Origin of the sequence: Streptomyces sp. NPDC020801 (genome assembly GCF_044334385.1) — a bacterium.
GTDB lineage: Bacteria > Actinomycetota > Actinomycetes > Streptomycetales > Streptomycetaceae > Streptomyces.
Map to the genome: position 1 here is coordinate 98,039 of NZ_JBIRST010000022.1, position 13,105 is coordinate 111,143.

Annotated in this window: 12 protein-coding genes; 3 read left to right on the forward strand and 9 right to left on the reverse strand. The window is 71.1% G+C overall.

Annotation, left to right across the window (positions count from 1 at the left end; translation table 11 throughout):
* Position 1 precedes the first annotated feature (1 nt).
* Positions 2-655 (reverse strand): HAD family acid phosphatase, encoded by a 654-nt coding sequence (locus ACH4UM_RS33795; RefSeq protein WP_398187874.1) that lies wholly within the window; start codon positions 653-655, stop codon positions 2-4.
* 457 nt (positions 656-1,112) lie between these two features.
* Here ACH4UM_RS33795 and ACH4UM_RS33800 point away from each other — a divergent pair, with 457 nt between their 5' ends.
* A complete protein-coding gene (locus ACH4UM_RS33800) occupies positions 1,113-1,694 on the forward strand; it encodes a M23 family metallopeptidase (protein WP_398187876.1) in 582 nt (193 codons plus the stop codon).
* A gap of 74 nt (positions 1,695-1,768) precedes the next feature.
* On the opposite strand, the gene ACH4UM_RS33805 is transcribed toward ACH4UM_RS33800, so the two are convergent.
* Positions 1,769-2,365 carry a TetR/AcrR family transcriptional regulator gene (locus ACH4UM_RS33805; protein WP_398187879.1) on the reverse strand — a complete coding sequence of 199 codons (597 nt, stop codon included), beginning with the start codon at positions 2,363-2,365 and terminating at the stop codon, positions 1,769-1,771.
* 148 nt (positions 2,366-2,513) lie between these two features.
* Here ACH4UM_RS33805 and ACH4UM_RS33810 point away from each other — a divergent pair, with 148 nt between their 5' ends.
* The gene (locus tag ACH4UM_RS33810; RefSeq protein WP_398187882.1) at positions 2,514-4,115 is read left to right on the forward strand and encodes an MDR family MFS transporter; all 1,602 of its coding nucleotides are present in this window, start codon (positions 2,514-2,516) and stop codon (positions 4,113-4,115) included.
* A gap of 296 nt (positions 4,116-4,411) precedes the next feature.
* On the opposite strand, the gene cseC is transcribed toward ACH4UM_RS33810, so the two are convergent.
* From cseC to ACH4UM_RS33835, 5 genes are all read right to left on the reverse strand, one after another.
* Positions 4,412-5,764: a two-component system sensor histidine kinase CseC gene (gene cseC / locus ACH4UM_RS33815; protein ID WP_398187885.1), complete on the reverse strand. Its 1,353-nt coding sequence runs from the start codon at positions 5,762-5,764 to the stop codon at positions 4,412-4,414.
* Between the two features lie 12 nt (positions 5,765-5,776).
* On the reverse strand, positions 5,777-6,478 hold the full coding sequence (gene cseB, locus ACH4UM_RS33820) for a two-component system response regulator CseB (RefSeq protein ID WP_398187888.1): 702 nt from the start codon (positions 6,476-6,478) through the stop codon (positions 5,777-5,779).
* 194 nt (positions 6,479-6,672) lie between these two features.
* Positions 6,673-7,326, reverse strand: coding sequence for a hypothetical protein (locus ACH4UM_RS33825; RefSeq protein ID WP_398187891.1), 654 nt, complete (start codon positions 7,324-7,326; stop codon positions 6,673-6,675).
* Positions 7,314-7,853 carry a SigE family RNA polymerase sigma factor gene (locus ACH4UM_RS33830; protein ID WP_389830379.1) on the reverse strand — a complete coding sequence of 180 codons (540 nt, stop codon included), beginning with the start codon at positions 7,851-7,853 and terminating at the stop codon, positions 7,314-7,316. Before ACH4UM_RS33830 ends, ACH4UM_RS33825 begins: the two co-directional genes overlap by 13 nt.
* A 327-nt stretch (positions 7,854-8,180) precedes the next feature.
* On the reverse strand, positions 8,181-9,149 hold the full coding sequence (locus ACH4UM_RS33835; RefSeq protein ID WP_398187893.1) for an A/G-specific adenine glycosylase: 969 nt from the start codon (positions 9,147-9,149) through the stop codon (positions 8,181-8,183).
* A 226-nt stretch (positions 9,150-9,375) separates the two neighbouring features.
* On the opposite strand from ACH4UM_RS33835, the gene ACH4UM_RS33840 reads away from it, so the two are divergent.
* The gene (locus tag ACH4UM_RS33840; protein ID WP_398187895.1) at positions 9,376-10,200 is read left to right on the forward strand and encodes a hypothetical protein; all 825 of its coding nucleotides are present in this window, start codon (positions 9,376-9,378) and stop codon (positions 10,198-10,200) included.
* A gap of 123 nt (positions 10,201-10,323) precedes the next feature.
* Here ACH4UM_RS33840 and disA read toward each other — a convergent pair whose 3' ends face one another.
* Complete coding sequence (gene disA / locus ACH4UM_RS33845; RefSeq protein ID WP_398187897.1) at positions 10,324-11,448, reverse strand: DNA integrity scanning diadenylate cyclase DisA; 1,125 nt, start codon at positions 11,446-11,448, stop codon at positions 10,324-10,326.
* Positions 11,449-11,530: 82 nt separating this feature from the next.
* A complete protein-coding gene (radA, locus tag ACH4UM_RS33850) occupies positions 11,531-12,940 on the reverse strand; it encodes a DNA repair protein RadA (RefSeq protein ID WP_398187899.1) in 1,410 nt (469 codons plus the stop codon).
* Positions 12,941-13,105 lie beyond the last annotated feature (165 nt).

Consider the following 13,105-nt stretch of genomic DNA (forward strand, 5'->3'; position numbering starts at 1 on the left):
GTCAGGACAGCTGCCCGTCGTAGTCCGGCAGCTTGAAGGTCTTCTCCGCGTGGCCGCCGGAGAGGTCGGTGGCGCTGTTGCCGATGTTCGCGATGATCGTGTAGCCCTTGGCCTCGATGGCGGCGCGCCTGGCGGTCTTGTAGTCGGCGACGTTCTTGAACAGGTCGAACAGGCCGCGGACGGAGAGGCCGTCGACGTCGTAACCGTCGTACTCGAGGTTGAACTCCGTCGGCTCCTCGATGATGCCGGGGCGGGCCGTGACGAAGAACAGCGAGACGCCGTGCTCCTGGGCGTACTGCGCCACCTTCAGCACGGGCTTGTTGGCCGGCTGGGGGTAGCTGAAACCGAAGTCGGTCTCCAGGGTCGTGTTGTCGACGTCGAACACGATGGCCTGCTTCTCGCCCGGCCCGGCGTTCGCGATGCGCTGTTGCAGATAGGGCAGGGCCTGGTCCATCACGGCCTGGCAGTCCTTCTGCCAGGTGGCGTAGTCGACCTTCCCGGACGCTGTGGCGGTGGCCGTGGCGGCGGTTCCCGTCGTGACGGCGGCCGTGGTGTCCGTCGTGGCCTGCGCGCCGACGGGCACGGCCAGCGCCGTGGCTGCGAACGTGGCGACGGCGGTGGTGCCGAGGCGGCGCGTCCAGGTGCCTCTGGTCATGGGTGGGGGGTCCTCTCGCGTCCGTAACGCTGCGGGCTTTGTTGTGAGCATGCTCGTGCGGCACGGTGGCGGGAAGGGAACCGGATGATTACTTGACGGTAACTGTGTTGAGACGCGGACCACATGGCGTCCGTCACACGGCAGGGGGCGCCCATCGCGTCCATCGGTGACATGGCGCACAGGCGATTTGTCCGGTACTAGCCCACTTAGTGGGGGATGAGAAATAAGAAATCGGACATTTCGCTCAAGAGGGCGGTCGGTCATGGGGTGTTTACAGGCAATTTGTCCCAGATGGGTGGGCTGTCAAGAGACGTAGAACACGCTCACCATTTACTACTTTCCGTCGTAGTAGGGGTGTTTGAGGCGCAATGTCCGGTTGGGCTACCAAGGGATGGCCCGCCCGGCGAAGGCACAAGCCTCCGGGTGGTCCTCATGTCCCCCACCCCCAGAGGTTTCGATGTTCCAGCGCGCCACGTCCCGTTCCGCCCGTGCGACCAAGCTCCGTACCCGTGCCGCCGTCCTGGCCGCCGGCCTGGGGGTCGCGGCCGCCATGGGCGCGGGAGTAGCGTCCGCCGCCGAGACCGCGGCGGCCCCCACCGCCACCGTCGCCAAGTCGGCCGCCGCCTGGGTCGACCCGGTGAAGCACTACACCCTCACCGCCGGCTTCGACCAGGCCGGCAGCCACTGGATGCACAAGCACAGCGGCCAGGACTTCGCGGTGCCGGTCGGCACCGAGGTCGTCGCCGCGCACGGCGGAACGGTCGTCAAGGCCGGCCCCAACGGCGGCGGCGACGGCCCCGCCTACGGCAACGCCATCGTCATCAAGCACGGCAACGGGACGTACTCCCAGTACGCCCACCTCTCCCGCATCGACGTGAAGGTCGGCCAGGTCGTCGCCACCGGTCAGCACATAGCCCTGTCGGGCAACACCGGCAACACCACCGGTCCGCACCTGCACTTCGAGATCCGCACCACCCCGAACTACGGTTCGGCCGTCAACCCGGTCGCCTTCCTGCGCGCCCACGGCCTGACGGTCTGAACGACGGCCCGACGGTCGCTGTGCGCACCACACCGCCGCCCCGGTGAGTCCAGCGGGGCGGCGGTGTGCCGTCGTCAGGGCCCGTGCGTGCCCCGGTGTGCCTGGGTGACCAGATCGATGGCGACCTCGAGCACGGCCTTGCGCTTGTCCTCGGGGTCGCCTTCGAGGTCCTGCATCACGAACATCCCGGCGTGCAGTGTGAAGAGCGCGCTGATGCAGCGGACCTGGTCGGCCAGGCTCGCCTCCGGGTCGATGATGATCTCCCGCAGCCCGAGCATCCGGTCCTTGAAGGTGTCCCCGATGCGCAGTTCCCGCACCGTCGCCTGGTTCTCCTGCATGAAGCGGAACAGCGGCGCCGCGCCGGAGAGTGCCTGCCCGTAGCGGCGGACGATCTCCTGCTTGGTCTCCAGGGTGTGCGGCTGCCGCCGGCCCCACTCGATCAGTTCCTCGATCGGCTGCGTCAGGTCCTCGAAGAGGCTGACGAGGATCTCTTCCTTCGTCTTGAAGTGGTAGTAGAGCGCCGCCTTGGTGACGTCCAGGCGCTCGGCGATCTCGCGCAGGGAGGTCTTCTCGTAGCCCTGCTCGGCGAAGAGTTCGAGCGCCACGTCCTGGATGCGCTGGCGGGTGTTTCCGCGGCGCTGCTGCTTGGTGCCGTCCATGGTGCCGCCCATCCTCGTACTCCTCGCGCTACCAGAAAACTTACCTGTCGACCGGTCAGTAAAACTTACTTGACGCCCGGCTAGTAAGAGGTCTACCTTCCGGAGTGTAGTCAGCTTGCCGGGCGGCAAGTAAGTAGGCATGGCTGGGGGAGTGGGAGCGATGGCGGACACGGCGATGGCGGAGACGGGCGCCGGGCAAGCCGGCAAGAAGCCGAGGAGCGTGCGGGTCGTCCTGCTCGCCCTCATGATCGCGATGATGCTCGCGATGCTCGACAACATGATCGTGGGCACCGCGATGCCGACGATCGTCGGCGAGCTCGGCGGCCTCCAGCACCTGTCCTGGGTGGTGACCGCGTACACCCTCGCGACCGCCGCGTCCACTCCGCTGTGGGGCAAGCTCGGCGACATGTACGGGCGCAAGGGCGCCTTCATGACCTCGATCGTGATCTTCCTGGCCGGTTCCGCACTGAGCGGCATGGCGCAGAACATGGGCGAGCTGATCGGCTTCCGCGCGATTCAGGGCCTGGGCGCGGGCGGTCTGATGGTCGGCGTGATGGCCGTCATCGGTGACCTGATCCCGCCGCGGGAGCGCGGCAAGTACCAGGGCATGATGGCCGGCGTCATGGCGCTGGCGATGATCGGCGGCCCGCTGGTCGGCGGCACCATCACCGACAACTGGGGCTGGCGCTGGGCCTTCTACATCAACCTGCCGCTCGGCGCGGTGGCCCTCGTCGCGATCAGTGCCGTACTGCACCTGCCGAAGAAGCGCGCGCAGGCGCGGGTCGACTACCTGGGCGCCGCGCTGCTCACCGTCGGCATCAGCTCCATCGTGCTGGTCACCACCTGGGGCGGCTCGGAGTACGCCTGGACCTCCGCGCGGATCATGGAGCTGATCGCGATCGGCGTGGCCGCGCTGGTCGGGTTCGTGTTCTGGCAGACCAAGGCTGCCGAGCCGATCGTGCCGCTGCACATCTTCCGCAGCCGCAACTTCAGCCTGATGTCGCTGATCGGCTTCATCACCGGCTTCGTGATGTTCGGCGCGGTGCTCTTCCTGCCGCTGTACCAGCAGTCGGTCCAGGGCGCCTCCGCGACCAACTCCGGTCTGCTGCTCCTGCCCATGCTCGGCGCGATGATGGTCGTGTCGCTGATCGCCGGCCGGGTCACCACCAACAGCGGCCGCTACAAGGTCTTCCCGGTCGTCGGCGGTGTCCTGATGATCGCCGGGCTGTACCTGCTGTCCCTGATGGACACCGGGACCACCCGTCTGACCTCCGGTCTCTACATGGCCGTCCTGGGCGCGGGCATGGGCTGCCTGATGCAGATCACCATGCTGGTGGCGCAGAACAGCGTGGAGATGAAGGACATGGGCGTGGCCTCCTCGTCCACCACCCTCTTCCGTACCCTCGGCTCGTCCTTCGGTGTGGCGATCATGGGCGCGCTGTTCAACAACCGGGTCCAGCACGTCATGTCCGAGCGGGCCGGCGCGCTGGGCTCCAAGATCACCGAGCAGTCCGCGCAGCTGGACGCGAAGAGCCTGCAGAAGCTGCCGGTGGTGGCCCGCGAGGCATACCAGCACGCGGTGTCCGCCGGTACGCACTCCGCGTTCCTGCTGGGTTCCGTGGTGGCGGTGGTCGCGCTGATCGCGGCGCTGTTCGTCAAGGAGGTGCCGCTCAGGGGCGCGGGACCGGCCCCGGCCAAGCCCGAGGACCAGGACGCCGCGAGTGACGCGGTGGCCCGTGAGGGCGTGGCGGAGGCCGTCTGAGCCACCGTCCGGGTCTTGCGGATCTCGAACATCGCACCCCTTGAGCTGGGGTGTTGCGACGGTCGCTGGAACCTAAGGTCCGCCCCGGGGGCCTTCGCCGTGCCTGGAGCGGGCCTTCGCCGTGCCCGGAACGGGGCAGAGGGGGATCCCGGAGCCGGCGGGGCGTACGGCCTTCTCAGGCGGATTCGAGGCCCGGCGCGGGCCCGGCACGACAGCGCGATCCCGGACGCGCCGACACCCCCGAGGGCCTGAACGTCAGGCCGAGGGCCGTCACCGGGGTCAGGTCGCCACCGGGGTCACCGCCCCGGCAGCATCTGATAGCTGCCCGTGTTCGTCGGCGCGTGCTCCGGCAGCCACAGGACGGCGACCGCCCCCTCGGCCGGGATGTGGTCCGGGGCGCCGGCGGGCCGTACGTTGCGGAAGGTCAGGCGGGCACCCAGCACGCGTGCCTGACCGGCCGCGATGGTCAGGCCGAGGCCGTGGCCGTGGCCCGCCCGGTCAGCGCTGCCGGTGCGGAAGCGGCTCGGGCCCTCGGCGAGCAGGGACTCGGGGAAGCCGGGGCCGTGGTCCCGCACCCGGATGACCCGGCCCTCGACGGTCACCTCGATCGGCGGCTTGCCGTGCCGGGCGGCGTTGGCGAGCAGGTTGAACAGCACCCGCTCCAGGCGCCGCGGGTCGGTCGTGACCATCGACTCGTGCACCACCCGCACCTCGACGTCCGGGTCCTTGGCCGCCACCCGCCGCGCGACGAACTCGCCGAGCACGATGTCCTGCAGCTCGGCCCGCTCGGAGGCGCCGTCCAGCCGGGCCACCTCGAGTACGTCCTCCACCAGCGTGCGCATGGCCTTGGCGCGGTCCAGAACCAGCTCCGTGGGGCGGCCCGGCGGCAGCAGCTCGGCGGCCGTCAGCAGTCCCGTCACCGGGGTGCGCAGCTCGTGCGCGATGTCCGCCGTGACCCGCCGCTCCGCCTCCAGCCGCTGCTGCAGCGCGTCCGCCATCGCGTCCACCGCGCGTGCCAGGTCGTCGGTCTCGTCCCGTACGACCCCGCCGATGGCCTCCCGCACCCGTACGTCCGCCTCGCCCCGGGCGACCCGGTTCGCGGCGGCCGCGGCCTTGCGCAGCCGGCCCGAGAGCTGACCCCCTATGAGCACACCCAGCGCACTGCCGCCGAGCACGACCGCGATGGACCCGATGACCAGGGCCTGGTCGAGGTCCTTGAGGATGTTGGTGCTGCGGTCGGTGAAGTGGGTGTGCAGCGACAGCACATGCCCGTCCTTGAGCGGCACGGCCGCCCAGATGTCCGGCACGTTGCCCCGGTGGTCGGAGACATAGGTGGCCCGCCGGCCCTCGCGGACCTTCTCCCGCAGCGCGGCCGGCAGCAGCGGGTCGTCGATCTTGGCGTCGGCGAAGTTGGGCCTCCGGCCCGGGCGCTCGTAGATGCTCTGGGCGAGCACGAGCCGCTGGTCCGCGAAGTCGCGCGCGTTGTCCAGCATCGACACCCGGGCAGCGTTGTGCACCACCAGGCTCAGCGCGACCGCCACCAGCGCGCCCACCAGCGCGATGGCCGCGCTGAGCTTCCACCGCAGTCCCGTACGGATGTCCGCGTGCTCCAGGCGCCCCGGGAGCAGACGCCGCGTGATCCCCCGCATGGCCCGACCCGCCTAGGCCTTCAGCTTGTAGCCGAAGCCGCGGACCGTCTCGATGCGGTCCTGGCCGATCTTCGTGCGCAGCCGCTGCACATGGACGTCGACGACCCGGGTGTCGCCGCCCCAGCCGTAGTCCCAGACGCGCTCCAGGAGCTTGTCCCGGGACAGGACCGTGCCCGGTGCGGAGGAGAACTCCAGGAGCAGCCGCATCTCGGTCGGGGTCAGCGCCACCGGCTGCCCGGCCCGGCGCACCTCCATGCCCTCGGTGTCGACCTCCAGATCGCCGAAGGTCAGCACCCCGCCGTCCACCTCCGCGGAGGCGGCCTCGGCCCGGTCGCCGCCGGCGTGCCCGAAGCGGCGCAGTACCGCGCGGATCCGGGCGACCAGGACGGCGCCGTCGAACGGCTTGGTCACATAGTCGTCCGCGCCCGCCTCCAGGCCCAGGACGACGTCGATGGAGTCGGCGCGCGCGGACAGCATGATCACCGGCACCGTCGACTCGTCGCGGATGCGGCGGCACAGGCTGACGCCGTCCAGGCCGGGAACCATGACGTCCAGCAGGGCGATGTCGGGCCGGTCGGCCCGGAACGCCTCCAGGCCCGACAGGCCGTCGGGCATGGCCGTGACCGCGAAGCCGTCCCGCTCCAGGGCGAGCTGTGTGGCCTCACGGATGACGTCGTCGTCCTCGACGAACAGGACGTGGGTCTGCTCTGCCATCCCGGTGCTCTCAGTCCTCGTGTGCTTCTCGTGGTGCGTTCTCGGTGCCGTGCGGTCACCCGGCGTAGGCGTCCTCGCATGACGTGCTCACTGTGTGGACGCGGCTGCCGCCGATTGCGTTCACTCGTGACCGGTTCACCATGGGATCGGATCGCCGGGCCCGATCGGTTCACGCCGGGGGAATTCTCTCGCGCTCAGTTGTCCGGGGCCGGTGTCGCCCCTCCTCCGACGGCCTTGCTGTACTGGTTGCGCGTGCTGAACTCCTTGGTGAACCGGCCCGCGGTCCAGCGGTACGTGATCACGTCCTCGCCGGACGGATTCGACACCGGGTCGCCCTTCTCGTACACCTGCTTGGTCACCACGAGGTCGCCGCGGTCGATCTCGGCGTAGACGGGGGGCTCCTCCGCCTTGAAGACATTCTGGTACCTGTCGCCCTGCTCGCGATACACATAGGCGCCCACGCCCACCGCGTCCCCGCAGGTCAGCACGTTGATGACGATGTCGTCGACGGGGCCGCCGGTCAGGGCTCCGTAGGAGACGTCGACGGGATACTCGTCGGCCGCGCAGGGCTTGAGGCCGCGCTTGACCGCGGCCGAGACCTTCGGGTCTTCCTGGATGAGCCGGACCGCGTCCACCCGCTGGGGGGTGTCGGTGGGGCTGGGTGAGGGCGTGGTGGCCGCGCCCGCCACCGAGCTGGCGTGGGCCGGGCCCTCGTCGCGGGCGCCGGTGCCGCCGGTGCCGCAGGCGGACACCAAAAGGGCGAGGGCGGCGAGCACGGCCACCGCCGTGATCGCCGCCTGAAGGGTGTCTTGGGCCCGGCTGGGCCCGGGGCCGGTCAGGCCGCGCAACGCTCCCGCTCCTCACGCTCCAGCGCGCGTGCGTCCAGGTCGCGGGCCTCCAGCTCCTCGCGGAGCCGGGCGAGCGCCCGGTGCAGCGTGCTCTTGACCGTTCCCGCCGACATGCCGAGGGCTGCGGCCGTCTCTTCCGTGGACATCTGCTCCCAGTGTCGCAGCACGACGACGCTGCGCTGCTTGGGAGCGAGAACTTTCATGATGTCCATAAGAAGCGCGCGGTCGGCGTGCTGCTCGGTGGAGTCCTCGACCGAGGCGTCCGGGAGCTGCTCGGTGGGGACCTCCTCCAGCTTGCGGGCCCGCCACCACTCGGTGCGCGTGTTGATCATGACGCGGCGAAGGTAGGCGTCCGCGAGCCGTTTGTCCGCGATGCCCTCCCAGCGGCCGTACGTCCGCACCAGCGCCGTCTGGAGGAGGTCCTGGGCGTCGACCGGGTCCGGCACCAGCCGGCGCGCGCTGCGCAGCAGCGCGTCCTGCCGGGTGCGCACGTACTCCTCGAACTCGAGCACCTCGCCCTGCGTCATGTTCAACCGCCTCCGATCCCCGTTTTCCGACCTGCCTGCTGCCGGTTCAAAGCCTGTGATGCGGACCGGCTGTGGTCTGCAGCCGTCCGGTGCCTGTCGGGCACGCAAATGAAGGTACGGAGGGGTTGTCACGGCGTTGTCCGAAGCAGCCTGCGGCTAGCCCTCGGCTGTGCGTCGGTTGTGTAACGGGAGCGGGAACGGGGTAAGGGGGCGCTCCAGTTGGTACCTGTTTGGGGTGATTTGCCCCATTGGGCGGCGCGCGGATGTGTGACACGGACGCCCGCGGCGCCCCCTGAAGCTGTGACCCGGCTGTGAGGTGACCGGTCGTCAGGTCAGCGGCAGCCGGTACAGCCCGCCCGGCAGCGGCTCCACCAGACCGTCCGCGACGAGCCCGTCCAGGGCCCGGGCCCGCTGCACCGGCTCGTGCCACACCCGGTCGAGCACCGCCTGCGGAACCGGCGTGTGGGCCTCGCGCAGGACGGCCAGCAGTTTGCCGCGGACCTGGCGGTCCGTGCCGGCGTACGTCTGTCCCCGGCGCGGCGGCCCGTCGTGCTCGGGCTTGCCCGCGAGCCGCCAGGCGCAGTGCGCGGCGATCGGGCAGCGCTGGCAGGACTCGTTCTTGGCCGTGCACACCAGCGCGCCGAGTTCCATGGAGGCGGCGGCCCAGCGCGCGGCGGTCCGCTCCTCCTCGGGCAGCAGGGCGCGGGCGAGCCGGCGTTCGGCGGCGGTGGTGGCGTTCGGCGGGTACTGCACGCCGGTGACCGCGCGGGCGAACACGCGGCGCACATTGGTGTCCAGGACGGCGTGCCGCTGCCCGTAGGCGAAGGAGGCGACCGCCGCGGCCGTGTACTCGCCGATGCCGGGCAGGGCGAGCAGTTGCCCGTGGGCGGTCGGTACGTCGCCGCCGTGCCGTTCCGTTATGGCGACCGCGGCGCCGTGCAGGCGCAGGGCGCGGCGCGGGTAGCCGAGCCGGCCCCAGGCGCGGACGGCCTCGCCCGGCGCCTCCTTGGCGAGGTCGGCCGGGCGGGGCCAGCGGTCGAGCCACTGCTCGTACACCGGCAGCACACGGCTGACCGGGGTCTGCTGCAGCATGAACTCGCTGACCATCACTCCCCAGGCGCCCGCTTCGGGACGTCGCCAGGGCAGGTCGCGGGCGTTGTCGTCGAACCAGCCGATGACCTGGGTGTGCAGGGTCTGGCCGAGCGGGCCGCCGGAGGTCCCGGGGGTGCCGGGGGCGTCGGTGGCGGGGGCCGGGGCGGTGGGGCTGCTGTGTGGGGGCAGTGTGGGCGCAGTCATGACGCTTCCGATCCTGCCACGTGGGGATGGGCCGCCGTGGGAGGCAGCGGGATGCGGCGCGGATGGTCTGCGCCGGGATGCGCGGTGACGGATGGTGCCCGGATGGTCACGCCGTCGCAAGAAGGGCCGCCCGCAAGGGCGTTGCCGGAATGATGATCCGGAAAAGTTGTGGTCGGAGCGGCGGGTGGGGCAAGGCACGGCGACGATCTCTCGTACAGTTTGGGCCGTGGGATCTCTGCGCAAACCCGTTGGGCCGCTTCCCCCCTCCATCTACTGGCGCCGGAGGGTCGTACTGCTGTCCGTGGTCGCCCTGCTGGCGCTGCTGATCACCTGGATCGTCACCTTGGGCGGCGGAGGCCACAAGAACAACGGTGGCGGGTCCGACGCCAAGAATCCCACGCCTTCGACCATCACGCCGGGCCCGTCCGGGTCCGGCCCCGCGATCAGCCAACACCCGGGCGGACGTGACGAGTCCGGCGGCGGGGACTCCAGCGGGTCCGGCTCCGGGTCCGGCCCGGGCGGCGCCGGTGGCTCCGGCGGGAGCGGCGGGTCCGGCTCGGGTTCGGGTTCCGGCGGGTCCGCCGGGGGCTCGGACGACGGCGCCCAGGGCGGCGGTACGGGTGCCACCCTGCCCGCCGACACCACGCTGCCCAACTGCACCTCCGGCGCCGTCACATTGAGCCTGCGCAGTGCGCACAACTCCTACGGGCCCGGTACGAAGCCCACGTTCGAACTGACCGCGAAGAACTCCTCCGGCAGCGACTGCAAGGTCGACCTCGGGCCGAAGTCCGCGGTGGTCACGATCAGCAAGGCCGACAGCAGCGACGACTACTGGTCCTCGGCCGACTGCCCGAAGACGGCCGGAAGCCTGCTGTACCGGGTGCCGGCGGGCAGCAGCATCACGTACACGGTGCAGTGGGACCGCAGGCCCAGCGCCCCCCAGTGCGCGACACCCCCGGCGGGATCGGCCGGAACGGGCACGTACCTGGTCGAGGCGAAGGTGCCGGGCTACGGGAAGCAGCAGACCTCGTTCGTGCTGTCGGCGGACTGAGCGCACTGAGCACACTGGGAGCCGCCGGCAGTGCCACCACCCGGCAGGCTCCCGGCGTACGGCTGCAGGCGGCTCCGGACGCACCACTGGGGGCCCTGGACGTCGGAGGTACCGCTCCAGGTCCTAGACGTACCGCTCCAGGATCGACGACTCCGCCAGCCGCGACAGGCCCTCGCGGACGCTCCGCGCCCTGGCCTCGCCGACGCCGTCCACCGTCTGCAGGTCGTCGACGCTGGCCGCGAGCAGCTTCTGCAGGCCGCCGAAGTGCTCGACCAGGCGGTCGATGATGGCGCCGGGCAGCCGCGGGACCTTGGCGAGCAGTCGGAAACCGCGGGGGGAGACGGCCGAGTCGAGGGTCTCGGGGGAGCCCGTGTAGCCCATGGCGCGGGCCACCGTGGACATCTCCAGCAGCTCGGCGTGGCTGAGCGCGTCGAGTTCGGCGAGGGCCTCGTCGACCGTCCGGGAGCGCTTGGCGGTGGGCTCGGGGACGTAGTCCCGCACGACCAGCTCGCGCTCGGGCTCCACGCCCGCGATCAACTCGTCCAGCTGGAGCGCCAGGAGGCGGCCGTCGGTGCCCAGCTCCACCACGTACTCGGCGATCTCGGTGGCGATCCGGCGGACCATCTCCAGGCGCTGCGCGACCGCCGAGACGTCCCGGACCGTCACCAGGTCCTCGATCTCCAGCGCCGACAGCGTGCCCGCGACCTCGTCCAGGCGGAGCTTGTACCGCTCCAGGGTGGCCAGGGCCTGGTTGGCGCGCGAGAGGATCGCCGCGGAGTCCTCCAGGACCCGGCGCTGGCCGTCGACGTAGAGGGCGATCAGCCGCATGGACTGCGAGACCGAGACCACCGGGAAGCCGACCTGCTTGCTCACCCGGTCCGCGGTGCGGTGCCGGGTGCCGGTCTCCTCGGTCGGGATCGTCGGGTCCGGGACCAGCTGCACGCCGGCCCGCAGGATCTTGCCCAGGTCCGAGGACAGCACGATGCCGCCGTCCAGCTTGCACAGCTCCCGCAGCCGCGTGGCCGTGAACTCCACGTCCAGGACGAAACCGCCCGTGCACATCGCCTCGACGGTCTTGTCGGAGCCGAGCACGATGAGCCCGCCGGTGTTGCCGCGGAGTACCCGCTCGAGACCGTCCCGCAGGGCCGTACCGGGTGCCACGGCGCTCAGTGAGGCGCGCATCAGGCCATCGGCACCGGAACTCCCGCCGGACTTTCCGGGAGCTGCTGCCCGGTCGTTGGCTGCCACTGCACTCCTCCGGTCGCAGGTTCTTCTGGCGCTCCCGTTTCGCACCCTCGGTTCGTACGGACGGGCGAGACCAGGGCAAAGTCTACCGGCGGTCCTCCTCCTCCCGTGGGGCCTCTCGGCGACGGGAGCGCGGCAGCACCCGCAGCGCCTCCCCTATGTCGGCCACTTCCAGGACCTTCATCCCCGTCGGGACCTTGCCCGGATCGCCCGGCACGAGGGCGTGCGTGAAGCCCAGGCGGTGGGCCTCGGCGAGCCTGCGCTGGACGCCCGTGACCCGTCTGACCTCGCCCGCGAGCCCCACCTCGCCGATCGCGACCAGGTTCTTCGGCAGCGGGGTGTCGCTCGCCGCCGAGGCGAGGGCGAGGGCGACCGCGAGGTCGGCGGCGGGCTCGGACAGCTTCACGCCGCCGACCGTCGCCGAGTAGATGTCCCGCTTGCCCAGCGCGCTGATCCGGCCCCGCTGCTCCAGCACGGCCAGCATCATCGAGACCCGGGAGGTCTCCAGGCCCGACGTCGTACGGCGCGGGGAGGGGATCTGGGAGTCGACGGTGAGCGCCTGGACCTCGGCGACCAGGGGACGGCGGCCCTCCAGGGTGACGGTCAGGCAGGTGCCCGGAACCGGCTCGTCGCGGCGGGTCAGGAACAGGCCGCTGGGGTCGGTCAGGCCCACGATGCCCTCGTCGTGCAGTTCGAAGCAGCCGACCTCGTCCGTCGCGCCGTAGCGGTTCTTGACGCCGCGCACCAGGCGCAGCCGGGCGTGCCGGTCGCCCTCGAAGTGCAGGACGACGTCGACCAGGTGCTCCAGCAGGCGCGGGCCCGCGATGGCGCCGTCCTTGGTGACGTGTCCCACAAGGAGCGTGGACATCCCGCGCTCCTTGGAGGCGCGGATCAGCGCGCCCGCCACCTCGCGCACCTGCGCCATGCCGCCCGGCGCGCCGTCGATCTCGGGGGAGGCCACCGTCTGCACCGAGTCGAGGATGAGCAGCGAGGGCTTCACCGCGTCCAAGTGGCCGAGGACGGCGGCCAGGTCGGTCTCGGCGGCCAGGTACAGATGGTCGTCGATGGCGCCGATGCGGTCGGCGCGCAGCCGGACCTGGCTCGCGGACTCCTCTCCCGTCACGTACAGCGTGCGGTGCTCGTCGCTCGCCGACTTGGCCGCCACGTCCAGCAGCAGCGTGGACTTGCCGACGCCGGGCTCGCCCGCGAGCAGCACGACCGCCCCGGGGACGAGCCCGCCGCCGAGGACGCGGTCGAGCTCGGGCACACCGGTGGGGCGGGCGGTGGCCTGACGGCCGTCGACCTGGCCGATGGGTACGGCGGAGGTGGTGACCCGGCCCGGCGCCGTCGTACGGACCGCGGGCGCGCCGTACTCCTCGATCGTGCCCCAGGCCTGGCACTCGGGGCAGCGGCCGAGCCACTTGGCCGTCTGCCAGCCGCATTCGGTGCAGCGGTAGGACGGGCGGTCCTTGGTGGTCTTCGTACGGGCAGCCATGCACGAAACCGTAGCCGCCGGCACTGACAACGCGGACGCCGGACGCCCACGGCGGGGTCACCGCCGGGCGGCCGACGCCCGAACGAGCCATGGAACGAAAGGTTCCTGTCCCCTTATGAGGGATCGTTTCACCCGTACGAATTAAATGTGCTCAAGGCGCAGGAA

What these genes read in the sequence shown, in the direction of transcription:
- cseC (WP_398187885.1), bottom strand. Translation starts at nt 5,764, where the DNA reads ATGCGGGGGATCACGCGGCGTCTGCTCCCGGGGCGCCTGGAGCACGCG.
- ACH4UM_RS33805 (WP_398187879.1), bottom strand. Translation starts at nt 2,365, where the DNA reads ATGGGCGGCACCATGGACGGCACCAAGCAGCAGCGCCGCGGAAACACC.
- ACH4UM_RS33795 (WP_398187874.1), bottom strand. Translation starts at nt 655, where the DNA reads ATGACCAGAGGCACCTGGACGCGCCGCCTCGGCACCACCGCCGTCGCC.
- ACH4UM_RS33835 (WP_398187893.1), bottom strand. Translation starts at nt 9,149, where the DNA reads ATGACTGCGCCCACACTGCCCCCACACAGCAGCCCCACCGCCCCGGCC.
- ACH4UM_RS33830 (WP_389830379.1), bottom strand. Translation starts at nt 7,853, where the DNA reads ATGACGCAGGGCGAGGTGCTCGAGTTCGAGGAGTACGTGCGCACCCGG.
- radA (WP_398187899.1), bottom strand. Translation starts at nt 12,940, where the DNA reads ATGGCTGCCCGTACGAAGACCACCAAGGACCGCCCGTCCTACCGCTGC.
- cseB (WP_398187888.1), bottom strand. Translation starts at nt 6,478, where the DNA reads ATGGCAGAGCAGACCCACGTCCTGTTCGTCGAGGACGACGACGTCATC.
- ACH4UM_RS33800 (WP_398187876.1), top strand. Translation starts at nt 1,113, where the DNA reads ATGTTCCAGCGCGCCACGTCCCGTTCCGCCCGTGCGACCAAGCTCCGT.
- ACH4UM_RS33810 (WP_398187882.1), top strand. Translation starts at nt 2,514, where the DNA reads ATGGCGGACACGGCGATGGCGGAGACGGGCGCCGGGCAAGCCGGCAAG.